This window comes from Citrobacter sp. C348, from assembly GCF_047467975.1.
Taxonomy (GTDB): domain Bacteria; phylum Pseudomonadota; class Gammaproteobacteria; order Enterobacterales; family Enterobacteriaceae; genus Citrobacter; species Citrobacter gillenii.
The window spans coordinates 1-25,516 of the sequence record NZ_JASJUJ010000007.1 but is presented as its reverse complement, the minus strand read 5'-3'; the positions used below and the strand labels follow the sequence as shown (position 1 = coordinate 25,516).

General features: G+C 52.4%; 24 protein-coding genes, 2 tRNA genes and 1 pseudogene. 9 read left to right on the top strand and 18 right to left on the bottom strand.

Going from position 1 to position 25,516, the window contains the following annotated elements; all coding sequences use genetic code 11:
* Positions 1–32 precede the first annotated feature (32 nt).
* The gene (gene lpcA, locus QNN86_RS14140) at positions 33–611 is read right to left on the bottom strand and encodes a D-sedoheptulose 7-phosphate isomerase (protein WP_096758199.1); all 579 of its coding nucleotides are present in this window, start codon (positions 609–611) and stop codon (positions 33–35) included.
* Between the two features lie 239 nt (positions 612–850).
* On the opposite strand from lpcA, the gene fadE reads away from it, so the two are divergent.
* The 3 genes from fadE to QNN86_RS14125 all read left to right on the top strand — a co-directional run bounded on the left by fadE (position 851) and on the right by QNN86_RS14125 (position 4,738).
* Positions 851–3,295, top strand: a complete 2,445-nt coding sequence (fadE, locus tag QNN86_RS14135; protein ID WP_117342002.1) for an acyl-CoA dehydrogenase FadE — start codon at positions 851–853, stop codon at positions 3,293–3,295.
* Between the two features lie 109 nt (positions 3,296–3,404).
* Positions 3,405–4,172, top strand: coding sequence for an amidohydrolase (locus QNN86_RS14130; RefSeq protein ID WP_115259360.1), 768 nt, complete (start codon positions 3,405–3,407; stop codon positions 4,170–4,172).
* A 155-nt stretch (positions 4,173–4,327) separates the two neighbouring features.
* Positions 4,328–4,738: a Spy/CpxP family protein refolding chaperone gene (locus QNN86_RS14125; protein ID WP_096758202.1), complete on the top strand. Its 411-nt coding sequence runs from the start codon at positions 4,328–4,330 to the stop codon at positions 4,736–4,738.
* Positions 4,739–4,764: 26 nt separating this feature from the next.
* Here QNN86_RS14125 and QNN86_RS14120 read toward each other — a convergent pair whose 3' ends face one another.
* From QNN86_RS14120 to QNN86_RS14080, 9 genes are all read right to left on the bottom strand, one after another.
* Complete coding sequence (locus tag QNN86_RS14120) at positions 4,765–5,478, bottom strand: EAL domain-containing protein (protein ID WP_249417864.1); 714 nt, start codon at positions 5,476–5,478, stop codon at positions 4,765–4,767.
* 1 nt (position 5,479) lies between these two features.
* Complete coding sequence (locus QNN86_RS14115) at positions 5,480–7,147, bottom strand: O-antigen ligase family protein (RefSeq protein ID WP_414211331.1); 1,668 nt, start codon at positions 7,145–7,147, stop codon at positions 5,480–5,482.
* A gap of 1 nt (position 7,148) precedes the next feature.
* The gene (locus QNN86_RS14110) at positions 7,149–7,691 is read right to left on the bottom strand and encodes a fimbrial protein (protein ID WP_414211329.1); all 543 of its coding nucleotides are present in this window, start codon (positions 7,689–7,691) and stop codon (positions 7,149–7,151) included.
* A 9-nt stretch (positions 7,692–7,700) separates the two neighbouring features.
* The gene (locus QNN86_RS14105) at positions 7,701–8,765 is read right to left on the bottom strand and encodes a fimbrial protein (protein WP_135912547.1); all 1,065 of its coding nucleotides are present in this window, start codon (positions 8,763–8,765) and stop codon (positions 7,701–7,703) included.
* Complete coding sequence (locus QNN86_RS14100) at positions 8,762–9,367, bottom strand: fimbrial protein (RefSeq protein ID WP_181618702.1); 606 nt, start codon at positions 9,365–9,367, stop codon at positions 8,762–8,764. Before QNN86_RS14100 ends, QNN86_RS14105 begins: the two co-directional genes overlap by 4 nt.
* 13 nt (positions 9,368–9,380) lie before the next feature.
* Positions 9,381–10,157 carry a molecular chaperone gene (locus QNN86_RS14095; protein ID WP_414211326.1) on the bottom strand — a complete coding sequence of 259 codons (777 nt, stop codon included), beginning with the start codon at positions 10,155–10,157 and terminating at the stop codon, positions 9,381–9,383.
* Between the two features lie 26 nt (positions 10,158–10,183).
* Positions 10,184–12,655 carry a fimbria/pilus outer membrane usher protein gene (locus tag QNN86_RS14090; protein WP_414211324.1) on the bottom strand — a complete coding sequence of 824 codons (2,472 nt, stop codon included), beginning with the start codon at positions 12,653–12,655 and terminating at the stop codon, positions 10,184–10,186.
* Between the two features lie 42 nt (positions 12,656–12,697).
* Positions 12,698–13,246, bottom strand: coding sequence for a fimbrial protein (locus QNN86_RS14085; RefSeq protein WP_414211322.1), 549 nt, complete (start codon positions 13,244–13,246; stop codon positions 12,698–12,700).
* Positions 13,247–13,315: 69 nt separating this feature from the next.
* Positions 13,316–13,864, bottom strand: coding sequence for a fimbrial protein (locus QNN86_RS14080; RefSeq protein ID WP_414211320.1), 549 nt, complete (start codon positions 13,862–13,864; stop codon positions 13,316–13,318).
* A 649-nt stretch (positions 13,865–14,513) separates the two neighbouring features.
* Here QNN86_RS14080 and QNN86_RS14075 point away from each other — a divergent pair.
* Both QNN86_RS14075 and QNN86_RS14070 read left to right on the top strand, forming a co-directional pair.
* Positions 14,514–15,302 carry a winged helix-turn-helix domain-containing protein gene (locus QNN86_RS14075; RefSeq protein ID WP_181618699.1) on the top strand — a complete coding sequence of 263 codons (789 nt, stop codon included), beginning with the start codon at positions 14,514–14,516 and terminating at the stop codon, positions 15,300–15,302.
* A 1-nt stretch (position 15,303) separates the two neighbouring features.
* Complete coding sequence (locus tag QNN86_RS14070) at positions 15,304–15,822, top strand: hypothetical protein (protein ID WP_181618698.1); 519 nt, start codon at positions 15,304–15,306, stop codon at positions 15,820–15,822.
* A gap of 155 nt (positions 15,823–15,977) precedes the next feature.
* Here QNN86_RS14070 and QNN86_RS14065 read toward each other — a convergent pair.
* Both QNN86_RS14065 and dnaQ read right to left on the bottom strand, forming a co-directional pair.
* Positions 15,978–16,054 (bottom strand) — tRNA-Asp (locus QNN86_RS14065).
* A 133-nt stretch (positions 16,055–16,187) separates the two neighbouring features.
* Positions 16,188–16,916: a DNA polymerase III subunit epsilon gene (gene dnaQ / locus QNN86_RS14060; protein WP_197737705.1), complete on the bottom strand. Its 729-nt coding sequence runs from the start codon at positions 16,914–16,916 to the stop codon at positions 16,188–16,190.
* Between dnaQ and rnhA the strand changes: the two are divergent.
* Positions 16,870–17,446, top strand: a pseudogene (rnhA, locus tag QNN86_RS14055) (ribonuclease HI). The gene dnaQ and the pseudogene rnhA overlap by 47 nt on opposite strands.
* On the opposite strand, the gene QNN86_RS14050 reads toward rnhA, so the two are convergent.
* Complete coding sequence (locus QNN86_RS14050) at positions 17,443–18,165, bottom strand: class I SAM-dependent methyltransferase (RefSeq protein ID WP_115259365.1); 723 nt, start codon at positions 18,163–18,165, stop codon at positions 17,443–17,445. The pseudogene rnhA and the gene QNN86_RS14050 overlap by 4 nt on opposite strands.
* Before the next feature lie 33 nt (positions 18,166–18,198).
* On the opposite strand from QNN86_RS14050, the gene gloB reads away from it, so the two are divergent.
* Together gloB and mltD are read left to right on the top strand one after the other, a co-directional pair.
* Positions 18,199–18,954, top strand: a complete 756-nt coding sequence (gloB, locus tag QNN86_RS14045; protein WP_279277235.1) for a hydroxyacylglutathione hydrolase — start codon at positions 18,199–18,201, stop codon at positions 18,952–18,954.
* A gap of 71 nt (positions 18,955–19,025) precedes the next feature.
* Positions 19,026–20,384, top strand: a complete 1,359-nt coding sequence (gene mltD, locus QNN86_RS14040) for a murein transglycosylase D (protein WP_096758207.1) — start codon at positions 19,026–19,028, stop codon at positions 20,382–20,384.
* Positions 20,385–20,433: 49 nt separating this feature from the next.
* Here the strand turns inward: mltD and QNN86_RS14035 are convergent, their stop codons facing one another.
* From QNN86_RS14035 to QNN86_RS14025, 3 genes are all read right to left on the bottom strand, one after another.
* Positions 20,434–21,204: a class I SAM-dependent methyltransferase gene (locus QNN86_RS14035; protein ID WP_115259369.1), complete on the bottom strand. Its 771-nt coding sequence runs from the start codon at positions 21,202–21,204 to the stop codon at positions 20,434–20,436.
* Between the two features lie 78 nt (positions 21,205–21,282).
* Complete coding sequence (locus tag QNN86_RS14030; RefSeq protein ID WP_096758209.1) at positions 21,283–22,083, bottom strand: endonuclease/exonuclease/phosphatase family protein; 801 nt, start codon at positions 22,081–22,083, stop codon at positions 21,283–21,285.
* Between the two features lie 131 nt (positions 22,084–22,214).
* A complete protein-coding gene (locus QNN86_RS14025; RefSeq protein WP_115259373.1) occupies positions 22,215–23,390 on the bottom strand; it encodes an MFS transporter in 1,176 nt (391 codons plus the stop codon).
* 105 nt (positions 23,391–23,495) lie between these two features.
* On the opposite strand from QNN86_RS14025, the gene yafC reads away from it, so the two are divergent.
* Positions 23,496–24,410, top strand: coding sequence for a DNA-binding transcriptional regulator YafC (yafC, locus tag QNN86_RS14020; RefSeq protein WP_096758211.1), 915 nt, complete (start codon positions 23,496–23,498; stop codon positions 24,408–24,410).
* A gap of 29 nt (positions 24,411–24,439) precedes the next feature.
* On the opposite strand, the gene dkgB is transcribed toward yafC, so the two are convergent.
* On the bottom strand, positions 24,440–25,243 hold the full coding sequence (dkgB, locus tag QNN86_RS14015) for a 2,5-didehydrogluconate reductase DkgB (protein WP_414211314.1): 804 nt from the start codon (positions 25,241–25,243) through the stop codon (positions 24,440–24,442).
* Positions 25,244–25,407: 164 nt separating this feature from the next.
* A tRNA-Asp gene (locus QNN86_RS14010) sits at positions 25,408–25,484 on the bottom strand.
* Between the last annotated feature and the right edge of the window lie 32 nt (positions 25,485–25,516).

Below are 25,516 nucleotides of genomic sequence, written 5' to 3'. Positions count from 1 at the left end.
AAGGCTTCAGCCGCCATCCGGCAATAGCCTTCTTACTTAACCATCTCTTTTTCGATCAGCTGAATCAGAATATGAATCACTTTAATGTGAATTTCCTGAATACGGTCAGCATAGCCAAAGTGCGGGACGCGAATTTCAATGTCGGCGCTGCCGGCCATTTTGCCGCCATCTTTCCCGGTCAGGGTGATGACTTTCATTCCTTTCTCACGTGCAGCGGCAATGGCTTTAATCACGTTTGCCGAGTTACCGGAGGTCGAAATGCCTAACAGGACATCCCCTTCACGCCCTACCGCTTCAACATAGCGAGAGAAAATATAATCGTAACCGAAATCATTGCTGACGCAGGAGATATGGCTGACATCAGAGATAGCGATCGCCGGATAGCCCGGACGGTTTTCACGGTAGCGCCCGGTCAGCTCTTCAGCAAAGTGCATTGCGTCGCAATGGGAACCGCCGTTACCGCAGGAAAGTACCTTGCCACCCGCTTTAAAACTGTCTGCCAGCAGGACCGCCGCGCGCTGAATAGCGTGAATATTGGCGTCATCTTTTAAAAAATTAGCCAGCGTTTCCGCCGCTTCGCTCAGTTCGTTACGAATAAGATCCTGGTACATGAGGATATCCTTCAGCATGAATGTAAATGACAAGATGCAGTGTACCGGATAGCACTACAGGCGAGAAGCATAAGCCACAGGAATGGCTGTGGCTTTTGATTTTTTGTGCCGGTGAAAACAACAACAATGTGAGCTTTGTTGTAATTATTTTGTAAACACATTGCTAAAAGAATTTACATCCACTACAACCATATCATCACAAGTGGTCAGACCTCCTACAAGCAAGGGAGCTTTTCGATATGATGATTTTGAGTATTCTCGCAACGATTGTTCTGCTCGGCGTATTGTTTTATCACCGCGTGAGCTTGTTTCTCAGCAGCGTAATTTTGCTCGCATGGACGGCTGCGCTCGGCGTAGCTGGCCTGTGGTCGGTCTGGCTGCTGGTTCCTCTGGCCATTATTCTGGTGCCGTTTAACTTTACGCCGATGCGTAAATCCATGATCTCTGCGCCAGTGTTCCGCGGCTTCCGTAAGGTTATGCCGCCGATGTCGCGCACCGAGAAAGAAGCAATTGATGCCGGTACCACCTGGTGGGAAGGCGATCTGTTCCAGGGCAAACCGGACTGGAAGAAATTGCACAGCTATCCGCAGCCACGCCTGACGGCAGAAGAGCAGGCCTTTATTGACGGTCCGGTCGAAGAAGCGTGCCGCATGGCAAACGACTTCCAGATCACCCATGAATTAGCGGATCTGCCGCCAGAACTGTGGGCGTATCTGAAAGAGCACCGCTTTTTCGCGATGATCATCAAGAAAGAGTATGGCGGTCTGGAATTCTCTGCTTATGCACAGGCTCGCGTACTGCAAAAACTCTCCGGCGTCTCCGGGATCCTGGCGATCACCGTTGGCGTACCTAACTCATTAGGCCCGGGTGAACTGCTGCAACATTACGGCACCGAAGAACAGAAAAACCATTATTTGCCGCGTCTGGCGCGTGGTCAGGAAATCCCTTGCTTTGCGCTGACCAGCCCGGAAGCGGGCTCCGACGCAGGGGCGATTCCGGATACCGGCGTAGTTTGCATGGGTGAATGGCAGGGTCAGCAGGTGCTGGGTATGCGCCTGACCTGGAACAAACGCTATATCACGCTGGCCCCTATCGCCACCGTGCTGGGCCTGGCGTTTAAACTCTCCGACCCGGAAAAACTGCTGGGCGGCGAAGAAGATCTGGGCATTACCTGCGCGCTGATCCCCACCTCAACACCGGGTGTAGAAATTGGTCGTCGCCACTTCCCGCTGAACGTCCCGTTCCAGAACGGTCCGACGCTGGGTAAAGATGTTTTTGTACCGATTGATTACATTATCGGTGGCCCGAAGATGGCCGGTCAGGGCTGGCGTATGCTGGTGGAATGTCTGTCTGTGGGGCGCGGCATTACGCTGCCATCTAACTCGACAGGTGGCGTGAAATCGGTTGCCATGGCAACAGGTGCCTATGCGCATATTCGTCGCCAGTTCAAAATCTCTATCGGCAAGATGGAAGGTATTGAAGAACCGCTGGCGCGTATTGCCGGTAACGCCTACGTGATGGACGCCGCGGCGTCGCTGATTACCTACGGTATTATGCTCGGCGAAAAACCAGCGGTACTTTCCGCCATCGTGAAATATCACTGTACCCACCGCGGGCAGCAGTCAATCATCGATGCGATGGATATCACTGGCGGTAAAGGCATTATGCTGGGCGAAAGCAACTTCCTGGCGCGTGCTTACCAGGGCGCCCCGATCGCCATCACCGTTGAAGGTGCCAATATTCTGACCCGTAGCATGATGATCTTCGGCCAGGGGGCAATTCGTTGCCATCCGTACGTGCTGGAAGAGATGGCGGCGGCGCAGAACAACGATGTGAATGCGTTCGATAAGCTGCTGTTTAAGCACATTGGTCACGTCGGCAGCAATAAGGTACGCAGTTTCTGGCTCGGTCTGACGCGCGGGCTTACCAGCAGCACGCCAACCGGTGATGCCACCAAACGTTACTACCAGCACCTGAACCGTCTGAGCGCCAACCTGGCATTACTCTCAGATGTCTCCATGGCCGTGCTGGGCGGTAGCCTGAAGCGTCGCGAACGTATCTCCGCGCGTCTGGGCGATGTGTTAAGTCAGCTGTATCTGGCCTCCGCCGTGCTGAAGCGTTATGACGATGAAGGCCGCCATGAAGCCGACCTGCCGCTGGTTCACTGGGGCGTACAGGATGCGTTATATAAAGCGGAACAGGCGATGGACGATCTGCTGCAAAACTTCCCGAACCGTTTCGTTGCCGGGTTGCTGAATGTGGTTATCTTCCCGACCGGTCGTCACTATCATGCACCGTCTGACAAGCTGGATCATAAGGTTGCGAAGATTTTACAGGTGCCGAGCGCAACCCGTTCACGCATCGGTCGCGGTCAGTACCTGACGCCAAGCCAATACAATCCGGTCGGCTTGTTGGAAGAAGCGTTGCTGGACGTGATTGCCGCCGACCCTATCCACCAGCGTATCTGCAAAGAGCTGGGTAAAAACCTGCCGTTTACCCGCTTGGATGAACTGGCGCGTAACGCGCTGGCAAAAGGATTGATTGATAAAGACGAAGCCGCGATTCTGGTGAAAGCGGAAGAGAGCCGTCTGCGCAGCATCAACGTGGATGATTTTGACCCTGAGGAGCTGGCGACCCAACCGGTAAAGTTGCCAGAGAAAGTGCGTAAAGTCGAAGCGGCATAGCGATCGCGCACGACTTCCAGCCCCGCTTAACGCGGGGCTTTTTATTGCCACATTTTCGGTAATGCTCATGCTACAGTGTCAAAATGCTGTTCAACGAGGAGCCTCGATTGTGCCTGGTTTGAAAATTACCCTACTGCAACAACCACTGATCTGGATGGATGGCCCGGCTAACCTGCGCCATTTCGACCGACAGCTTGAAACCATCACCGGACGAGACGTCATTGTATTGCCCGAGATGTTTACCAGCGGCTTTGCGATGGAAGCGGCCAGCACGTCGCTTACGCAGGAAGAGGTTGTTCGCTGGATGCACGCCAAAGCGCAGCAGACAAATGCGCTAATCGCCGGCAGCGCCGCGTTACAGTCAGAACGTGGCCCGGTAAATCGTTTTTTACTGGTAGAACCCGAAGGATGCGTTCATTTTTATGATAAACGCCACCTGTTCCGCATGGCGAACGAGCACCAGTATTATCAGGCTGGAGAAGAACGCGTCATTGTTCAATGGCGCGGCTGGCGTATTTTACCGCTGGTCTGTTATGACCTGCGGTTTCCGGTATGGTCACGCAATCGCGAGGATTATGACCTGGCATTATATGTCGCCAACTGGCCTGCACCACGCTCACTGCACTGGCAGGCGCTGCTGGTCGCCCGGGCAATTGAGAACCAGGCTTATGTAGCAGGATGTAACCGGGTTGGTAGCGATGGCAATGGCCATCATTATCGCGGGGACAGCCGGGTAATTAACCCGCAAGGGGAAATTATTGCCACCGCCGAGGCGCACCAGGCCACGCGGATTGATGCTGAGCTGTCGCTTACAGCATTGCGGGAGTATCGCGAGAAGTTTCCAGCCTGGCAGGATGCCGACCCGTTTACGCTATAGAGATATCTCTTCTCGCCCGTTACGGAACGGTTTCCTCGTGGCGGGATTGTTTCACTCCGTAACTAACCGCAAAACAAATTCGCGTGGCGACATGCCTCAGGCAACGTATTCTGAAAATGATAATCACACGTAAATTCCTTTATCAGGATATCAAAATGAAGAAATTCGTACGCATGACTTTGCTGGCTGCTACCCTAGCGGGTGCCTCCTTTAGCACACTTGCAGCAAACGTATCCAACGTTCCGGCTCCGGCCCAGGATCCAGTGGTACAGCACCTGAAACTGAGCAATGACCAGGTGGCGCAGATTAAAAAGCTGCACCAACAGCTGGAAACCAATGTCAGCCAGATTTCGGTGAACGATGTCAAAGACGGCGTGCTGATTGACGTGATCAAGTCCGGAAAATGGGATGATGCCGCTGTTAAGAAACAGCTTGCCGCGTTCAGCAACATCGAACAGCAGGCACGTTACTACCGCGTGAAATACTACTTTGACCTAAGCAAAGTCCTCACACCAGAGCAGCGTAAGCTGGTGCAAAAAGATATTGCACAGACGCTGGGCGAGTAATGGCATAAGCCTGAATCAGCAATGGTTCAGGCTGTCAGCTCAGGCATTATTTCTTGCGCAAACAGAAATCCCTGCACGGCATCGGCACCGCTTACGCGACAGATGGCATAATCCTCCGGGGTTTCCACCCCCTCGATCACCACCCGCTCGCCCAACCCGCGAAACTGGTTGATGAGAACTCTCAGCTGCCACTCCGATTCTCTGAACTGATGAAACATTCCGCTTTCAATTTTGATGGCATCGAACCGAACCCCAGACAGTCGCCAGACAAAAAATAGCTCGGGCGATACATCATCCAGCCAGACGCGGAACCCGTGACGCACCAGGGCTCTTATCGCAATACACACCGCCTGCTGTTCTGACTTTTCCAGACGCATCATGGTGCCAGGGTCCTGAATTTCGATCACAATACGCCCTTGATGCGCCCGTTTAATCAATCGTGTCACCCACGACATGCAGGTCAGCATCCGGACAGACACATTCAGGGAGTAACTTCCCGGCAACGCCAGTACCCGCTGCATTTGCCAAAGAAAGAGTTGCTGCTTCGCGGTGGTGGAAAGGTGCTTGAAAAAAAGATCCAGCGGTAACGACGTCCGAACCTGACTCAACACCTCACGGACATCCAGCGAGGCGTCATCAAAAAAATGAATGCGCTGTAAACGGATCCCGGTTATCCGCAGTAGCTCGGCATTGCGGGGACGTGCGGGTAGATATTGAGCCTGTTCGTTTGGTCTGTTCATGTCATTCCATTTTTTGATTAAAAGGGCGTCGGGCATCCTGCAGCCAGGGGATACGGCGATCGTTCGGGTATTCACGATAAAAGCGTGCCGCCAGACGACGTGCTGCGGGCATGTCGCGCTGCTTGAGCGCTAGCAAGATTTGGGTGTAGGAGACGTTCGGGTCCGGATGAACACGTACATAGTCAGGCGCCCAGCGTTGAACATGCGCCAGCCAGCGGGTATCCCGGGTTTGCTGATAACGTTGCACATCGCCCATTGCAACATCAAACCGGTAGCGACTGACCAGCAACCAGCCCCCTACCGGGAGCGATTTGGCCAGTCGCCACTGCTCTGCCCGCCGCTCCACCATCGTCAACTGCTGTTGCGTGTGTAGCGTGAGGAGCAATACCGGTGTTAAAAGCAAAAATGTAATAAACGCGGTCACGCACATCCCTTTCGTCACCGACAGCGCCAGCCGATACGCGTTTCCCGTGCGATCCGCACAACGTAGCAGCAGGATCAGCAGCAGCCAGTGAGGCGTCGACTGCCTGACGGGATATTCAGTCAGCATATGAATCGCCACCGGCAGTGCCGCCACCATGCAGGCGCGGTGCCAGCGATCGCCACGCCGCCAGAGCCAGAACCCTCCGGCAATAAAACAGAGCGTGCCCGCCAGTCCGACCATGCCGCCTTCGACCATCCATAGCACCAGCTCGTTGTGCGGGTGCGACATGCTGCTCAGTCCCAGATGGCCCGCGCGGTCAAGAAACAAAGCGGGAAAGCTGCCGATGCCCCAGCCCGTCCACGGTCGCGCCATAAACAGGGCCAGCGACGTTTTCAATACCGTCCAGCGCACCTGCGATGACGTCAGGTGCTCGACCGTCGCAACGGACATAACATGGCGCGCGGCCGCTCCTGCTAGCATTCCGACCACCAGCGGCAGCAGAAGAAGCAGTAACGTCCGCCGCCGGGCGGGGAAAATCACCAGCAGCAGCGCTTCACCGACGACCAGTGACAAATACCCGGTTTGCGACTGTGATTCATGCAGCACAAACCCCATCACACCAAGGGCAAACACCATGGTGATTCTCTTTCTGCCGCGTAGTCGCAGGGACAACACTACCGACAGCAGGGTGCCGCAGGCGGTGAAGCTGGCCATCAGGTTAACCTGCTGAAAAATGCCGTAGGGCCGCGTACTGCGCCACCAGGCAAACTCCCAGTAGCCCACGCCCGGTAGATGCCAGTACTGATAGACGAAGACGAGGCACTCGATAAGGCTGGCTCCCCATAACAGCGCCAGTAACGTCGTCAGGGTCTTCGCCGCCAGCGGAATTTGCAGCACCACCAGATAAACCAGCACACCGCCCAACAACGCCCCAGCCACCAGCTGTGACTCAGGTTGCCAGACTGCGGGCGTCATTAGACAGAGCAACGTCAGAATGAGTGAGCCTGCGATAAACCCGACGGCAGGCAAGGTGACGCGCCAGCCCTGGCGCGGGGGCCGTACGGATACGCACCCGGCCAATACAACCGCGTAGATCCAGGCCAAAATATTGAGTGGTAACGACAGGCCGCTGCCGCCATTATTCGGCCAGTAGAGGTGCATTGCCCCGCACCAGTAAAACAGGCTGAGCCCGAGAAACACTCTCTGCGCAGGCAGCGGGGTAAGGCGATTCAGTGTATTTTTCATGCTATTGATAGTTCAGCGTCCAGGTCCCACTGGCGCTAAAAGGACCGTACTCAAGGGACTGATTTTTCAACGCTGTCGGCTGGGCCTCGACCCACGCCAGAAAATTCAGCGTCATCGATCCTTTGGTAATGTCTGTCACTGACGTACTCTCATCAAGCCGGATTGCCGCGCCGTCTTCTTCGCTCATCCCTATGCCGATCCCTGATGCGCCCCCCTGCTCGTGACTATCCAGTGCCAGATGATCGGGCAGTTCCGCATCTTCAGTGCCGCCGAAGGTCACGGAGATCCCACGAAAGACATCAGGATCGCAATCACGGAGCTGAATACTGAATTTTTCCGGCTTACCGCGCCCGGCAAGATAAAGATCCTGGGTCGCGATTTGCCCGAAATCGACCTCGATTTTGTCGCCACCCGGCGCAAGACTACAGGCCAGCGCCCTGATGGTGCCGTGGAAGTGCATATCGCCGCCGACCAGTTTGGTGTCGGCCTGCGCCGTACCGCCGATCAGCAGCGCGCTGAGCGTGATTAACGTCCTGAATATCATGGCATTACCTTACTGAAACTGCGCAACAACGGTGGCCGAAGCTTCAAACTCCCCCACCTTAACGCTACCCACGCCTGGCTTCGCCACTGGCGCGGCGGTGAGGTTCCAGTCGCCCTGATTCTGGTAAAAGCCCTTGACGTTATAAAACTGATTCGGCACCACAATGCTTCCACTCTCATCCTTCAGGACAATACCGAGGTCGTCGCGTTTTTCTCCGCTGCTGAGAGTGCCGAGGAAATGATCGTTAAACCCCGCCGTACCTGAAGCCGTGGTGGTTTGTACGCCCAAATTGATGTTCAGCGCCCCTTGATCAAAACTGCCGCCTTCGCAGGACACATGAATGGGGATCGACTTGCTGAAATTGGAGCCATTGAGCCGGGCGGCAGAACCGGGCAAATCGCCAAATTCGATACTGATTTTATCGCCCCGGTTAAAGGTGCATTTATCCGGCACGGTAATCAGCCCGGATTTAATCACCACGCGGGAAATCGCCGTTGTGGGTGTGGGTCCACCGCTTCCCATGCGCCCGGCGACCTCCAGCAACGACTGAGAAGTGATACTGATGCCGTTAATAATGGGTTTGGTGACAATAAACGTCACTTTCCCTTTCGAACCACTTTCAACATTACTGGCGCGCACGTAGCCCTTTCGCTTTTTGCAGGTGTTGCTGTTGTTGCGGTTTGAAACATTGGTAAAGGGAGCCTGGACATATTTCTTATAGCCCCCGGCGACCCATACCTGAACATCGACATCCAGATACTCATTGAGTCGGAAACGGTTCGCCCCCTGACTTGAAGGTGGCATCGTGGTGGTGGTGGTGTAGTAAATCGGTTCTCGTGAGATATCGGCCTGCTGGCAATAAAAATTCACCACATACCAGCTACCCAGATTCCATGGAAACGGCTCCGTTCGACCACCCACGTGGTTTTTGCTGACATCCAGCGAACTCAGTTCAATATCGTACTGATGCGGTGCCCCGCCCTCTGGTTCACCCTCTCCCTGGCTAAATGCGTGCGCCGCCAGCGGACAGCAAGCCAGCGCTGTCCAGAACAACGTTTTATGCCAAACGCTCATAGATACTCCAGCTTAAGTCTCACCAGACCGCGAAATTCACCGGCGCTGACCTCGCGCCCGATAGACTCCAGCGCGGCAAGAAAGTGAATAGCGTTATCTCCAGGTTTGAGGATCCACATGCGCTGCGGTTGGCTTAGATGGATCGGTTGCTGACGTTCGGTCATCAGCCGAATGCCTGCCCCTCGCACATCGCCATGGATGCGGGCCAGATCGCTGTTTCCCGGCGAACTGTCGGCCATCAGCGTCAGCGAGACACCGCGCTCCACCGTGCTGTGCGCCAACTCATGCATTTCGCTGGCCTGCCCGGGAAAATCCTGCAGGGTATGACCTGAGCCCTTTAAGCAGTCGTTCAGATACAGCGTGACCAACACCGAATCGCTACGATCGCCTCCCTGATGAAACCGGCGGGCAGAAATATCGCCAAGGTTGATGGTTTGATCGCGCGATGCCATATCCAGCACGCACGGTGAGACATAAACACGACCGTGAAAGCGAACGTTGCCATACTCGCCGGACACATGGCTCATATCCTGACGGCCGCTTTTGGCCTGAACCATCCCGGCCACTCCCAGCATCAGCAGGGCGCAAAGCATTTTTTTCATTTACCGAGTCCTGTTACCGGGGCTGTTGCTCCATCGGCAATGCCTGACACACATTGCCTGTACAGTGGTATTTCAGTTCGGGATGGCCGCCAAAATCGTTCACGTACATCATGCTGAACTGGCTGATATCGCCCTCTTTCACGCTGAAATCGAGAGACGACTTAGGCGAGATCATTATTCCGGGGAAGTCAGTCAACCGCCCGCCGCCCTGCGCTTCCGGCTTGCGGCTCAAGCCAATTAAGGTCACGAAGTAAGGCGTCGGGTTATTCACGGTCCAGCGGGCGCCCTGCTTGTGGAACACCAGTTGGTTTTGCCATACCGCTCCGGGTGTTTCAGGCACAATTGACGACGGGCGGTAAAACAGTTTGATGCGTGACTGCATCGCCAGTTGCAGCACGTTTGGCTTATCTGGCTTAGGTGGAATCTCACGAACATTCAGATAGAACAGGCTTTCGCGATCCTGCGGCAATGCGTTAATGCCGCCGGTTTTTGTTACCCGGGCAATGCCCTTTTGCCCGCCATTAATGCGCTGCAACGGCGGCAAAACCATCAGCGGCGAGGTGATTTTTGTCCCGCTGGCATCCTCCACCCATGACTGCGCGAGGAATGGAATGCTCGGGCTCGTATTGCTTAAGTTCGCACTAACAGAGCGCGCATCGCCGGTGATGATCAGTCGGGTACGGTCAAGCGCAATGCCCGCCCACGCGGAATGGATGTCCGCGGCAAACAGCAAACCGCAGGCGACCGGCTTCAGCCAGCGCTGCACGGAGTAAATAGCTTGGTTATTCATGGATCGCTTCATTCAGGTAGTTAATATTATTCACAAGGCAACAGGACGTTACCTTCCGGGTTAGGTTGCAAAGGCACAGCCAGATGGCACTGCGCGCGCCCTCCCCAGGCAACGGAAAGGCGTTCGGCAGGTTTCACACCAGCAATCCAGGCCTCACCGTTTTCCATCACCATGGCGACACTCACGCCGTTGGCGTTAAACACCTCGGCGCCAAACGGTGGTACCGAGCCATCTTTCATACGCAGTTGGGCCATCATTTTTAACCCCTGTGCGACGGCAAAGCGCTGATAGCCAATCGCCCCTTCGGTCAGGGTGTTGGTGACGATGGCTTTGGCTGCGGAAATATCCTCATCCATTGTGTCCACGTCGATACGGGTATCAAAGCTGTGGTAACTCACGACATCCGGTACCACGGCAATGCCAAAGCGGTTCGAGTGTGCCTGTTCGCCGTTCAGCGGCACGTTAGCGACGCCGTCGGTGTCAACCATTACGCGGGCGGTATTCATCGATGCCTGGCTATTGTGGAGCGCCGCGCCATGACGGGTTGCGGTAAAACCACCACGCAGGGTGCCGCCCACGGAGAAGTAGCGTGACTGCTGCCAGCTGACATTAGATTCAAGCTCGGCCATCATGCTGCGGTGCTGGTAGTAGCCGTCAAAGGCGGTATGGCCTTCGCCAGAGAGTCCGGCGCGCAGGCGCCACGGATTATTTCGGTCACGGTTATCGGAATACGAAACCATCTGGCTGGTTTGGTTGCCGTTGTTCTGCAGCTCATAGTCCATCGAGCGGCCATCACTCCACGGAATAGACAGCGAGAGCGAGAGGCTGTCATCCCGTTTTCCCTGATACTCGGAGCGATATGCGGCAAGGTTAGTGCTGATCCCCTGAATGCCTGCAAATGAAAAGCTATGACCCACCGACAGCCCATAGCGATCCTGCGAACGGCGATCCCAGTAGTTCTGGTGGGTATAGGTCAGATACAGCGTCGTGGAGAGGCGCGGATCGTCTGCAAAGAAGGTCTTATTACCGGTGATGGTGTACATCTCTTTCTCGTTCCCGGCGCTGTTATTATTTTCATATTGCTCATCGAGAAACTGCGAGAAAGAACGGAAGCTACGCTGTGAAAAACGATAACCGGCAAAAGTGATGGCGCTGTTGTATTCATCGAAAGTTTTGGCATAGCTCAGCTTAAAGGACATGCCTTTTTGTTCGTCCTGATGCTTCACCCGGCTGACGGATTGCGTCGCATCAGCCGACAACGCACCCAGCCAGCTCAGATCCCGCCCGATGCCCATCGACCAGGCGTTGTAGCGTTCACCTGTTAGCAGTGCCCCGCCGTACAGGGACCAGGCATTACTCACTCCCCATGAAAAATCACCGCTGTAAAATGCCGGCCCCTGAACATCATGGTTATAGAGTGAAGGTTTACCGACGGCGGTGTTGTAGCGAACATAGCCCGGACGTGTCAGATAAGGAATATCAGCGGTATTGACCTGAAAAGTTTGCACGCTGCCATCTTGCTCTTCGACCCGCACATCCAGCGTGCCGCGTACCGAAGCATGCAGATCCTGAATATTAAACGGCCCCGCAGGAACGGTCGTTTGGTAGATCACGCGCTTCTGCTGGCTGACGGTCACTTTGGCGTTACTGCGGGCAATGCCGTGAACTTCAGGCGCGTAGCCTTGCAAATTTGGCGGTAGCATACGCTCGTCGCTGGCGAGGTTAACCCCGGTAAAACGAACAGAATCAAAGACCTGAGAATTCAGATAGATTTCACCCACCGTCAGCTTCGCAGCCTGCATGGGCAATGGACGATAGGCGTAGATCTGATCCCAGTTAATCTGCCCGTGCTGATTATCAGAAGAGTAATCGGCCTGATACTGCCCGCGAAAACGCCAGCCGCCAAGGTTGAACCCCGTTTGCCCATAGCCCGACAGCGAGCGGTAATGACCTCCGCCTTGTTCGTAGTGGGTGGCCTGACCCGACACGCTGTAATCAAAAATCAGCCCCGCGACGCCATTATCCCAACGTTCCGGCGGCGTCCAGTCAGGATCGGTATATTTCATCCATGCCTGCGGCACGGTAATGTCCAGAAGTCCGGCACTGTTATTCAACACCACGCCCGGCAGGCGGGATATGTCATGACAGGTCGCGGTAATCGGGTGAATATGCGCCAATGCGTCTTCTTTGAGCGCCAGTAATTCGAGCTGTAATGGTGACAGGCACGCCAGAGATTTATGTTTATTGTCAGGATCGGTGATATAGCGAATCGACTGCTGTGGGATCTCCTGCCCGTTAATACGAACATCCAGCAAATATTCCCCGGGGGTGACAAAGTTGCCTTCAGAAAAGCGCTGCAAATCTACGTTTTGCCTGTCGCTGGCATCCAGGACGTCGGTATTAAATTCAATAGCCTCATCCGCCTCAGCCCATGAAGCGCTGCAGACCAGAGCAATAATAAGCGCCAGACGTTTTTTATCTGTTTTCAGCGTAATCATTTTCGTTCGCAAACCTTCAGATACCCAAATTGCCGAAGCAGCTCAGAGATAATTCACAACAAAATGCGTAACCGCAGTAAATTCGCCGGATGTCATTCGTCCGTCGCGGGAGATTAAATAAGCTGTAAAATTGAGCGTATTTTTTCCAGGGTTTAGGACATAATCCGGAGAAGGCTCCCCCAGATGAATTTGCTGTCCGGTGCTATCAAATATTTCTATCGCTAAATCTTCAGTCGTCGACTGCACGCTCAGATAATCAGGGTTGTCGCGATCGGGCATGCCGGAAAAAGTGATATTTGCGCGCTGAAACACATTCTCTGAATGTCGAGAATCCCCTAATGAACATCCCAGCAAATGAATACTGAAACCATGCGCAGAGACTTTTTCTGGTCTCCCGGATATATCCCGAGCGGAGATATCATTAAATTCAACCAACAACGAACGATCGCGCGGATCGACATAGCAAGCAGCCTCAATAATATGTCCCCGCATGCGCATTTTGCCGGGCGTGCTGGCGACAGGCGCAGTGCCAGCCATGACCCACGCAGGCGAGATAAAGAAAAAAAGCAGTAACGTTCGCCATCCAGGCATAACCGCATTTCCTTTCATTTATTCGCGGAAAGGCGTAAGCAGGCGCATTAATGCGCCTGCTGTAGACCATTACTGGTAGTCAATCTGGAAATTTACGGTAGATTCAAAATCACCCGGTGTGACCGCTGCGGAGGCATTATTTGCCTGCAGGTAAGCCACAAAATCGATGTCACTTTCACCATCGGTAATATTAACCTGGGAGGCAGCTTCGCCCCATTTCACATCCTGGTTGCCGCTATCAATCATACCGATGCCCGCACCCTGTGCAGTACCTGAAGTAAATGCAGCCAGCGCACTATTGTCTTGGTCAATTGTTGCTGGGGTATATGTTACGGTTGCGGTTTTGGCGACAGTGGTATCACAGCCCTGCAGAACGATTTTGGCGTGTTTAACACCAGCACGCTGGTTGTCTTTTAACTGAGACGTTGGGATTTCACCAAAGTTTACCTGTACCGGGCTGGATTCCGGTGCCAGGCCGCATGCTGAATTCACCAGTGAACCGGTGAAATGAATTTTACCGTTGGTCGGCTCTACACTTTTTGCAGCGAAAGCAGAAGAGGCAGTAAAAGTCATTCCTGCCATCAGTGCACAGACGACGACCACATTTTTCATTTTCATATTACTTCTAAACCTTATTTCTGTTCTGGTTATTTTGACGTGCTATTTCCACAGGCTACTTTTCCTGGGAAATATGGGTCTTCAGGTGGTAGACGCGCATTACCTTGCAAACATTCCTTCTCGAACCACCCTTGATTTTGAACGTTACTGGCATTTCATCCGAAATACCCTCCGCAGCCGTTCACGCTGTTTCTGGGCTTATATTAAATCGGCAATAAAATGAGACAACGAAAAATCGTGCATTCAATCAAACTCAGGGAATCATGTTGTCTCCCCGCTATCACACCGATCTATCGCGCCAAAACCGCCTAAAATCGCAAGAAAACCAGTGTTAATACCTATCATTTATATCTTTTATAGTGTTTTTATCTATTGAATATTTTTTTATTTAGCTTAAGAAGGAGGAGCAATGTATTTATGAAAGTTTTGTAAAAATACCAATGGATATCAAAAACGAGGAATGACAATAAGATAGGAGAAATGGGAAAGGATAATAGCGCACGTTCAGATAAATATTGAAATATTGTTATAAAAACATTAATAAAACGTTCAATAACACAGTCATTTTTCATAAATAAATTATGTTATGCTATTGCTTCAACCACTCGACTGTGAGATTCCATGCTTTGTTGCATCAAAGGAGATATCCGTGATTTCTCATATACCAATAAATAAGATTAAATCCGTAATTATTGGTGATGGATTAGTATTTAAACCACATAAAAATGCGCTAAAAGATATCTCATCTGGTGAGATAGCCACATTGAATAATGTAGCAGTACAATTACTGATGTATTTGTTGCAAAATGGTAAAGATATCTCCACGCGCGATGAGATTCTACTCAATGTATTCCAGCATAATGGCGCCAGAGCGACAGATGCTAATCTCAATCAGCACATTTCATTTCTGCGCAAAGCAATAACGTCGACGGGGCACCCGGCAGAATACATCGTAACGATTCCGCGTACGGGATTTCGCATGGGCGACGTCAATATCAATATTCAGCAGCAAGAAGAAAAAAAGCCCCTCACCGGTACCGCTTCTTTTACATCGGTACGAAAGACAAAAAAACGAAACCGATGGCCTGTAGCAATCACCGCATTAATTACCGGCATCGCCGTGCTGGCAACAGCCTGGTTAACGTGGATACCAAATGAAATTGCCATGACCGATGCCTCTATTTTGCGCACCATCGATTACGAGCAATGCCGGGTACATATATTAGGGAATGCCCTCACAGACACCATTACTGAAAAGAAGGCGCTGGATATTTTTAAATCCGTCGGCATTAACCCGAACTGTTCAACCCCAAAAGAGCTGTATCTCAATACCTGGTCGAGCAACCATAATCTGGTTGACTGGTCGTTTTCGGCAGAATGCGGACTCAACCTCGGCTACTACCATTGCATCAGCCAGTATCGCCATCATGAGGAATAATATGAAACCGGAAAGCGATCGCTCTCCATTATTGTGGTCCGTCATGATTGCCATTTGCGGACTGGCGGCTATCGCTTTTCTCGTCGTCGCCGGAGATGCCAAGAAAAAGGAAATCAGTTTTTCTTGTTCCTCAGAATTCACGTCGATACTCGACATCCATAATACAAAAAAGGAGCTCAATGGGATCCTGCTGATAACCAGCTACAATTCCGGGCATCTCTCATTGTCCGTACAAGGGAAATTAAAAAGTGATGAAGGCGAGTTCAGCGTTAACCGCAAACTGTTCTTCCGTTACGCACGGCCGCTCGGCCATACCGCGGGGGTTTTCATGCTAACGCCCGAGGGACGTGAGAAATCGCCTGATGATAACGCAACGGATGCTGTTGATTATCTCTTCTTCGATGCCTACGAACGTACTGACAAACTGTATATGTTGAAGCACCTGAATAAAGAGACGGTCCTGATTGGCGATAATTTTTCCCCCCGCTTTGCCTGCGTAATGAATCGCTTCTCTGGTTAAGCACGCTGCGCTATTCATCAGGTTAAGGATGACCTGATGTGCTGCCGGAATCGACAGGACGGGGAGATTGATAGCCAGCCAGGGTGGGATAGGTATTTTGGGCGGACTAAAACGACAAAAGCCTGAATCATTGCTGATTCAGGCTTTCTGAATAGTGGCGGAATGGACGGGACTCGAACCCGCGACCCCCTGCGTGACAGGCAGGTATTCTAACCAACTGAACTACCACTCCGCGTTGTGTTCCGCTTGGGAACGAAGCGAATATTACGGATTGCCTCGCCCCTCGTCAACGCTTTTTCTCACGTTTTTAATCGTTTGCTGTAAAAATCACCCGAATAGCCATTTCTGCACGGTAAACGCGCAAACTATGCCCGCCAGAGGCAACTTCCGCCCTTCTTCTGAACCAGGTCAAGGCGCGACTCATGGGCCGCTAACTCTTCATCAGTGGCGAAAACAACACGTAACTTGCCGGACTGACGCACAATCCGTTGGATCCCGGTATCATTCTGCTGCTGGCTGTCACCTTCCATGGAAAATGCCATCGTGGTCTGCCCACCGGTCATCATCAGATAAACGTCGGCCAGAATCTGGGCATCGAGCAATGCGCCGTGCAAGGTACGCTTGCTGTTGTCTATCTCATAACGCGAGCATAGTGCATCAAGGCTGTTACGCTTGCCAGGAAACATCTTCCTCGCCAGCGCCAGGCTATCGGTCACTTTACAGAAGGTGTTCGTTTTCGGGATATCGCGATGGAGCTTTGCAAACTCATAATCCATAAAGCCGATATCAAACGATGCGTTATGGATGACCAGCTCCGCACCGCGGATGTAGTCAAGAAACTCATCGGCAACATCAGCAAAAGTGGGCTTATCGAGCAGGAATTCATCCGCGATGCCGTGTACGCCAAACGCTTCCGGGTCCACCAGCCGATCGGGCTTCAGGTAAACGTGAAAGTTATTGCCGGTCAGGCGTCGGTTCACCACTTCAACCGCACCGATCTCAATAATCTTGTGGCCTTCGTAGTGGGCACCGATCTGGTTCATACCAGTGGTTTCGGTATCGAGGACGATCTGCCGTGTAATTCCAGTGCTCATAGCGGTCATTTATGTCAGACTTATCGTTTATATCGATCTCTAAAACAGGAAGTCTACCAGAGATGCTTAAACAGGTAGAAATTTTCACCGACGGTTCTTGCCTGGGAAATCCAGGGCCCGGCGGCTACGGGGCAATTTTACGCTTTCGCGGGCGAGAAAAAACCTTTAGCGAAGGATACAACCTCACCACCAACAATCGCATGGAGCTAATGGCGGCTATCGTCGCGCTGGAAGCACTTAAAGAACAATGTGAAGTGGTGCTCAGTACCGACAGCCAGTATGTGCGCCAGGGTATCACCCAGTGGATCCACAACTGGAAAAAACGCGGCTGGAAAACCGCAGACAAAAAACCGGTCAAGAATGTCGATCTCTGGAAACGCCTGGATGCGGCGCTGGGTCAGCACCAAATCAAGTGGGAATGGGTCAAAGGCCACGCGGGCCACCCGGAAAACGAACGCTGCGACGAGCTTGCCCGCGCCGCGGCGATGAGTCCTACACAGGATGATGTTGGGTATCAACCCGAAGCTTAAGCGTCCGGTTTACGGTATTGCCGGGTTGCACCAACGGCCTGGCGGATACGCGCTTTGCTTTTGTTTTGTTTCATTGGGTTAAGCGTAAGCGGGATAGTTCGCTTGCGCGCGACCACCAGTTGCATACATCCCAACGCCGGAATATGCGCACTTAACATTTTTCCCCCGTGCTTCTTCCAGGGCAAAACGTGAAAACGGCTGACGTGCAGCACTTCGAAATTCAGCAACGAAAGCCAGTCCAGCTGGCGCATCAGCGTAAACATCCGGCTGTTGTAAGGTGATGTTTTACGTAATACCGGTACCAGCTTGCGCAGGCCCATCAGGCTGACCGGATTGAATCCGCTCAGTATTAACCAGCCGTCATCGATAAGCACACGATCGGCTTCGCGCAGTAACCGATGCGGATCGGAACACCACGGCAGCGTATGCGCCAGCAGGCACACATCAACAGATTTATCGGCAAAGGGAAGATGCAGAGGATCCGCCAGCACCTGCATCGGCGAGCCTTGCGAAGAAACATTGACCTGATGAGAAACCGCGCACGCTTCGGAATTGATTTCTGCGCTTAAATTACCAATCTTAAGCAGATGAAAACCGTACATTTTTGCAAACCACGGGTTAAGCTGATACTCCAGCGCCTCACGATAGTGTTCGCCCCAGGGTAAATCATCCCAGCTCACGGGCGCTACGACAGTTTGAGGGAGCCTTGCCGGTTTCATCACAACCTTCCGTTTCGCATTGAGAGGTAATTTATGAATCTTAACAGTATTCCCGCCTTTGATGACAATTACATCTGGGTCCTGACCAATAATGAGAATCATTGCCTGATTGTCGATCCTGGCGAGGCGGCTCCGGTACTGCAAGCCATTACTGAGCACAACTGGGTGCCAGAGGCTATTTTACTTACCCACCACCATCATGATCACGTGGGCGGCGTGAAAGAACTTGTGCAGCGCTTTCCACAAATAGTGGTCTATGGACCTGCTGAAACACAAGATAAGGGAACCACACGTATAGTCGAAGAGGGTGATATCGCACTCGTTTTAGGGCATGAATTTAGCGTATTTGCCACGCCGGGTCACACTTTAGGACATATCTGTTACTTCAGCCACCCTTATCTGTTTTGCGGCGACACGCTGTTTTCCGGCGGCTGCGGCCGGCTTTTTGAAGGCACAGCATTACAAATGTATCAATCACTTAAGAAAATAAGTGCCCTTCCGGATGATACGTTAATTTGTTGCGCACATGAGTACACTTTAGCAAATATGAAGTTTGCCTTAAGCATCCTCCCGCACGATCCGTCTGTAAATGATTATTATCGTAAAGTTAATGAGTTACGCGTAAAAAACCAAATGACACTACCCGTAATTCTGAAAAATGAGCGCAGAAATAATATTTTTTTAAGAACGGAAGATATTGATTTGATTAATGAAATTAACAAAGAAACAATATTGCAACAACCTGAAGCGCGTTTTGCGTGGTTAAGGTCAAAGAAAGATACGTTCTGACAATTCCGGGTTGCCTTTTGAAAACTTCGCCGTTATGATCGGTCGTCTTTTAAGCAACTATTGACACACACATGAAGGCAAAAGCGATATTACTCGCCTCTGTCCTGCTTGTTGGGTGCCAGAATACTGGTAACGTCCAACAACACGCACAGAGCCTTTCTGCAGCTGGTCAAGGGGAAGCAGGAAAGTTTACAAGCCAGGCGCGCTGGATGGACGATGGGACATCTATCGCCGCCGATCAGGATTTGTGGGCTTTCATTGGTGACGAGCTAAAGATGGGAATTCCGGAAAACAACCGGATTCGCGAACAGAAACAGAAGTATTTACGCAATAAGAGCTATCTCCACGATGTAACGTTACGGGCAGAGCCGTATATGTACTGGATAGCCGGGCAAGTTAAGAAACGTAACATGCCGATGGAGCTGGTACTCCTACCCATAGTGGAGAGCGCTTTTGATCCTCACGCAACGTCTGGCGCCAATGCCGCAGGCATTTGGCAGATCATTCCGAGCACGGGGCGCAATTATGGTTTAAAGCAGACCCGCAATTATGATGCACGTCGCGACATTGTGGCTTCCACCACTGCCGCGTTGGACATGATGCAGCGTCTGAACAAGATGTTTGATGGCGACTGGCTGCTGACCGTTGCCGCTTATAATAGCGGTGAAGGTCGCGTGATGAAGGCAATGAAAGCGAACAAATCTCGTGGCAAGCCCACCGATTTTTGGTCACTCCCTCTGCCTCAGGAAACGAAGCAGTATGTGCCCAAAATGCTGGCATTGAGTGATATTCTCAAGAACAGCAAGCGTTATGGCGTGCGTCTGCCAACCACAGACGAAAGCCGCGCGTTGGCACGTGTTCGCTTGAACAGCCCGGTTGAGATGGCTCAGGTTGCCGATATGGCGGGTATTTCCGTCAGCAAGCTGAAGACCTTCAATGCTGGCGTGAAAGGTTCCACGTTGGGTGTCAGCGGCCCGCAATATGTGATGGTGCCAAAGAAGCACGCGGAGAAACTGCGTGAGTCCCTGGCGTCAGGTGAGATTGCAGCCGTACAGTCAACGCTGGTCGCGGATAACACGCCGCTGAACAGCCGTAGCTACAAGGTTCGCTCTGGCGATACGCTTTCCGGCATCGCTTCACGTCTTGGCGTGAATGCGAATGAGCTAAAGCAGTGGAATAATCTGCGTAGTTCGACTCTGAAAGTGGGCCAAAGCTTGACCGTAGGTGCAGGCACCAGCGCGCAGCGACTGGCTAAAAACAGCGATAGCATTACCTATCGTGTACGTAAGGGCGATTCGCTTTCGAGCATTGCTAAACGTCACGGGGTCAACATCAAGGATGTGATGCGCTGGAATAACGATACCGACAATCTGCAGCCGGGCGATCAGCTGACGTTGTTTGTGAAAAACAACGGTATGCCGGACTCCTGATAGCAGTATAAACATTAAGGCACTGGTTTCCCCCCAGTGCCTTTTTTATTTATGCCGCTTTATGCGCCTCAACCATAATCGTGTCACTGGTGAACGACCCGTCCTGCTGTAACGCGAAGTAGGCCTGCACTTCGGCAGACGCACTCTGCTGGTATAAACGAACCGCGTCAATCAACACCTGCGGGGTACGCATCCGCGCGACCCATGAGCTAAACGCCAGCGGCAGGCGGTCCGTCAACACCGTATCGGCAATCAGATTGGCATCATTCATCAATGACAGCCACTCACCGCTGGAATAGTTGCGCACATGTGAGGTATCGCGTAACGCTTCAACGGTTTGCAGCCAGATGTCCCGCACCGGGTGCCCAGGTGACATGACATCCATCACAATCACCACACCGCCAGGTTTCAATACACGATTAACTTCTCGCAGCGCGCGTCCGACATCATGCCAGTGATGCGCAGAATAGCGGCTAATCACCACATCAAAAGAGCCATCCTCAAACGGCAGGCTTTCGGCATATCCTTGCCGGGTAGCGATATTGTCTAATCCCTTCTCTTTTGCCGCCTGCGCGACCACGTCGAGCATCTGCGCCGATAAATCATACGCCACGACCTGTTTTACCTGATGTGCCGCCGCAAAGCTGGCGTGTCCCGCACCGCATCCCATGTCGAGAACGCTGGCCTGTGGAAATGCCGACAGCCTTTCCGCCAGCCGTTGTAAATCACGGCCAGAGGCGTGTACCGTGCTGGTTAAATAGGCATTCGCTTGCGAGCCAAACTGCTTTTCGACGTTGTCATGATGAGAGCGTGTAGTCATTGTGTTGTCCTTCGGTTGTGGTGAAAGATAAAGGACAGCACCCTAACAGGCCTGCCCCACGGCAGACCTGACACACCTTTATTGTTCAGGCTTGCCGGGACTAAATTCAACGAGTAGTGGATTGTGATCGGATGCGCGCGTCACCAGCACAGAGGCTTCACTGACGTTCAAACCACGATAGAACACAAAATCGAGCGGGCGACCAAACGCGCGTCGGCGCTGATCGTCGGTAAAGCGCACCTGGCGTAGCGACATTTCACGGGCGAAACGGTACAACGCATTCATCCGTCGACGGCTCCAGGCGTTGAAATCACCGGCCATAATCACCGGGCCGCTGTGATGAGCAATCTGATCGCCAATGGGAAGTAACTGCTTACTATAGACATCCACCCCGAGGCTGAAGTTAACCGCGTGGATGTTCACCACCATCAATAAACGTGAGTCTGGCAGGGGATATACCGTCACCAGCGCCGACTTTGCCAGCCGTAAAATAGGCTCACGTTCGCGTAGAGGGCAGCAGTAAACAGGATGTGCCGCCGACAGCGTCATGACGCCAGAGGGGTGCTGAGGCAGCACAAAGGCGGGAACCTGATCGGCAGCAAGATAGTTAGCGGTCGCAAACTGCACCAGTTCCGGCGTGGTTTGGGCTTCCTGCAATAACACCAGATGCGCGTCTTTGCCAAAGTTCTTCAGCACCGACAACCATTCTGCCCGCTGCTGTTTAAAAATATTCCACACCAGCACGCGAATACGGTCTTCACTGCTTAAGGGAACGCCGGCGGGTAATGCCTGACCAAGATGCGCAAACGACCCTGGCGGTAAAATCCGCTCAACGGGTTGCCCGGCAACATAGCGCATAGCATAGGTGTTTTTTCGCACTGTAGACTTTCAAACCTCTGTAACGTCAACCAGTCCGCAGCCGGACTGGTTCTTCAGTTATAGGGACTTTAGGGCTTACTTTCAACGAGCAATTGCAGTTTGTTTTGTAAGTGGGTACTTACATCAATGATTTATCCCAGCGTGATACGCGCAGGTTTATCAAGACGACCACTGATGCCCATCAGTAAGAAAGCAGCCAGTACGATAAGCGCGCCAATCCACGGTGTCTGCGCCAGGCCATAATGCTCTACCGTTTGCCCGCCAATCACCGAACCCAGTGCAATACCGACGTTAAACGCCGCAATGTTCAGTCCGGAGGCGACATCAACTGCATTGGGGGTAAATTGTTCCGCTTTCTGCACAACATAAACCTGTAATCCCGGTACGTTACCGAAGGCAAAGATCCCCATCACTAATATCGTTGCCAGCGCCGCGTACTGCGTGGATGCCGTTAACTGGAATAGCATCAGCAGAACAAACAGTGCAGCAAAAATGAACTTCAATGCAGGGACTGCACCATGTTTATCCGCCAGTTTACCGCCCCAGATATTACCGATAGCCACAGAGACGCCGTATCCCAATAAGATCCAACTTACCGCTGTCGGGGAGAATCCGGCCAGATCCTGCATCATCGGTGCAAGGAAGGTAAACGCCGTAAAGACACCACCATAGCCCAGCGCCGTAACCGCATAAATCAACAGCAGACGAGGATGGGTTAAGACTTTCACCTGATCGCGGATACTGGCGGCAGCCCGACCTGGAATATTCGCCGGGATCAGCAACTGGCTGCTAATTAGCGCAATGACGCCCAGCATTGAGACTGCGAGGAAGGTTTCACGCCAACCAAAATGCTGACCGATAAATGTGCCCAGCGGAACGCCCGTCACCAGGGCCACCGTTAAACCGCCAAACATAATGGCGATGGCCGAAGCCGCTTTCTCTTTAGGCACCAGACTTGTTGCAATGGTTGAACCAATCGAGAAGAACACGCCGTGTGCAAGACCGGTCAACAGACGGGCGACAATTAAGGTCATATAGCCCGGAGCCTGCCAAGCCAGCAAATTACCGGCAGTAAACAGCACCATCAGCGCAACCAGCAGCTGTTTACGCGGCAGGCTCCCTGTCAGAGCGGTCAGCACTGGTGCGCCAATCGCCACCCCCAGCGCATAAATTGAAACCAGCATCCCCGCAGAAGGCAAAGAGATCGCCAGTTGTTCAGCAATAGTCGGTACCAGGCCGACAATCACAAATTCGGTCGTGCCAATGGCGAAGGCACTTATAGTCAGTGCGAATAAAGCGAGTGGCATAAATAAACTCCATATCATCAGTAATCAGATGACATGCAGTATGCCGGGATGCTTTAATAACAAAAATATTCAAAATCTCAATATAATTTTGCTTCAGGTGCAAAAATGAAAGCAACCTCAGAAGAACTGGCAATTTTTGTGGCTGTTGTGGAAAGCGGCAGCTTTAGCCGCGCCGCAGAGCAGTTGGGACAGGCTAATTCTGCCGTCAGTCGGGCCGTAAAAAAACTGGAGATGAAACTGGGTGTCAGCTTGCTCAATCGGACCACCCGACAGCTAAGCCTGACCGAGGAAGGCGAACGTTACTTCAGGCGCGTACAGCTAATCTTGCAGGAAATGGCCGCCGCAGAGACGGAAATTATGGAGTCTCGCAATACGCCGCGTGGCTTGCTGCGTATTGACGCCGCTACGCCGGTTATGCTGCATTTCCTGATTCCGCTCATCAAGCCCTTCCGCGAACGCTATCCTGAGATGACGCTGTCGCTGGTCTCTTCAGAAACGTTCATCAATCTTATTGAACGAAAAGTGGATGTAGCTATACGTGCAGGCACGCTGACTGACTCGAGCCTACGCGCACGTCCATTGTTTACCAGCTATCGTAAGATTATTGCTTCGCCTGACTATATTGCGAAATTTGGTGTTCCAGAGAGCGTCGAAGCGCTTAAGCAGCACCTGTGTCTCGGTTTTTCTGAACCGGTTTCACTCAATACCTGGCCGATTGCCTGCAGCGATGGGCAGCTTCATGAGGCTGAATGCGGACTATCTTCTAACAGCGGCGAAACGCTAAAACAACTTTGTCTGAGCGGAAACGGTATTGCCTGTCTTTCAGATTATATGATTGATAAGGAGATCGCACGAGGTGAACTGGTCGAATTGTTGGCGGATAAACGCCTGCCAGTAGAGATGCCGTTCAGCGCCGTTTACTACAGCGATCGGGCAGTAAGCACTCGCATTCGGGCATTTATCGACTTTTTGAGTGAACATATAAGAACAGCTCCCGCAGGAGCTGTGAAAGAGGGTTAAAGGGCACAGAGGGTCGCAGGGTCAGGCCATTAGTCCCACTCGGGTGCCAGACCTTCCGGGCTAACCAGACGATCGTTGCAGTCCAGCGCCGCGATCGCCGCGTTGTCTTCAGCATCCAGACACAGGTCCAGCGCCAGCAGGTTACTGGCCAGGTTTTCTCGCTTCGTCGAAGAAGGGATCACCGAGTATCCCTCACCCATCGCCCATGCCAGAATCACCTGAGCCGGTGTCGCATTATGTTTCGCGGCAATACCGGCAATGACTTCATTTTTCAGTGCCTTACCGTATGCCAGCGTCATGTAAGACGTGATGTGAATACCGTGCGCTTTGGCCCAGTCAACCACCTGACGGCTTTGCAGATACGGGGACAGCTCAATCTGGTTGGTCGCGATGTTCTCTGCGCCCACTGCAGCAATGGCTCTTTCCATTAGCGGAATGGTAAAGTTAGAGATACCAATCTCGCGAGTCAGGCCCTGTGCTTTAGCTTCCAGTAATGCCTGCATAAATTCTTCAACAGAAACCGCATCGTTTGGTGAAGGCCAATGGATCAACGTCAGATCAACATAATCTGTGCGCAGTTTTTTCAGGCTCTCTTTCAGGCTTGGGATCAGTTTTGCTTCGCTGAGATTCTCAATCCAAATCTTGGTGGTGATATACAGCTCACTGCGCGGCACACCACTTTCAGCAATCGCCTGGCCCACAGCCGCTTCGTTATCATAAATTTGTGCGGTGTCGATGGCCCGGTAGCCCAGTTCAAGAGCCGTTTTAACCGAAGCGATAACCACGTCGTCTTTCAGGCGGAAAGTACCTAAACCAAATGCAGGGATAGTCATAGAATTCCTCTTTTTAATCACAATGTTCGTTAACTGAGGGGATTATGACCTTCTGCTCTTTATAGAAGAAGAGTGAAAAATGCAGAGGATTTTTGCGTTTTTAGCAACAATCAAATCGCAGGCAAAGAAAAAGCCCTGAGCTAATGCTCAGGGCTCTTAATAAGTGGCGGAACGGACGGGACTCGAACCCGCGACCCCCTGCGTGACAGGCAGGTATTCTAACCAACTGAACTACCGCTCCACCGAATTTCTTTGTCACTACCCGGATTTTTC

Coding starts and splice junctions, on each gene's coding strand:
- lpcA (WP_096758199.1), bottom strand. CDS start 611: ATGTACCAGGATCTTATTCGTAACGAACTGAGCGAAGCGGCGGAAACG.
- fadE (WP_117342002.1), top strand. CDS start 851: ATGATGATTTTGAGTATTCTCGCAACGATTGTTCTGCTCGGCGTATTG.
- QNN86_RS14125 (WP_096758202.1), top strand. CDS start 4,328: ATGAAGAAATTCGTACGCATGACTTTGCTGGCTGCTACCCTAGCGGGT.
- QNN86_RS14120 (WP_249417864.1), bottom strand. CDS start 5,478: ATGAACAGACCAAACGAACAGGCTCAATATCTACCCGCACGTCCCCGC.
- QNN86_RS14115 (WP_414211331.1), bottom strand. CDS start 7,147: ATGAAAAATACACTGAATCGCCTTACCCCGCTGCCTGCGCAGAGAGTG.
- QNN86_RS14110 (WP_414211329.1), bottom strand. CDS start 7,691: ATGATATTCAGGACGTTAATCACGCTCAGCGCGCTGCTGATCGGCGGT.
- QNN86_RS14105 (WP_135912547.1), bottom strand. CDS start 8,765: ATGAGCGTTTGGCATAAAACGTTGTTCTGGACAGCGCTGGCTTGCTGT.
- QNN86_RS14100 (WP_181618702.1), bottom strand. CDS start 9,367: ATGAAAAAAATGCTTTGCGCCCTGCTGATGCTGGGAGTGGCCGGGATG.
- QNN86_RS14095 (WP_414211326.1), bottom strand. CDS start 10,157: ATGAATAACCAAGCTATTTACTCCGTGCAGCGCTGGCTGAAGCCGGTC.
- QNN86_RS14090 (WP_414211324.1), bottom strand. CDS start 12,655: ATGATTACGCTGAAAACAGATAAAAAACGTCTGGCGCTTATTATTGCT.
- QNN86_RS14085 (WP_414211322.1), bottom strand. CDS start 13,246: ATGCCTGGATGGCGAACGTTACTGCTTTTTTTCTTTATCTCGCCTGCG.
- QNN86_RS14080 (WP_414211320.1), bottom strand. CDS start 13,864: ATGAAAATGAAAAATGTGGTCGTCGTCTGTGCACTGATGGCAGGAATG.
- QNN86_RS14070 (WP_181618698.1), top strand. CDS start 15,304: ATGAAACCGGAAAGCGATCGCTCTCCATTATTGTGGTCCGTCATGATT.
- dnaQ (WP_197737705.1), bottom strand. CDS start 16,916: ATGAGCACTGGAATTACACGGCAGATCGTCCTCGATACCGAAACCACT.
- QNN86_RS14050 (WP_115259365.1), bottom strand. CDS start 18,165: ATGAAACCGGCAAGGCTCCCTCAAACTGTCGTAGCGCCCGTGAGCTGG.
- gloB (WP_279277235.1), top strand. CDS start 18,199: ATGAATCTTAACAGTATTCCCGCCTTTGATGACAATTACATCTGGGTC.
- mltD (WP_096758207.1), top strand. CDS start 19,026: ATGAAGGCAAAAGCGATATTACTCGCCTCTGTCCTGCTTGTTGGGTGC.
- QNN86_RS14035 (WP_115259369.1), bottom strand. CDS start 21,204: ATGACTACACGCTCTCATCATGACAACGTCGAAAAGCAGTTTGGCTCG.
- QNN86_RS14025 (WP_115259373.1), bottom strand. CDS start 23,390: ATGCCACTCGCTTTATTCGCACTGACTATAAGTGCCTTCGCCATTGGC.
- yafC (WP_096758211.1), top strand. CDS start 23,496: ATGAAAGCAACCTCAGAAGAACTGGCAATTTTTGTGGCTGTTGTGGAA.
- dkgB (WP_414211314.1), bottom strand. CDS start 25,243: ATGACTATCCCTGCATTTGGTTTAGGTACTTTCCGCCTGAAAGACGAC.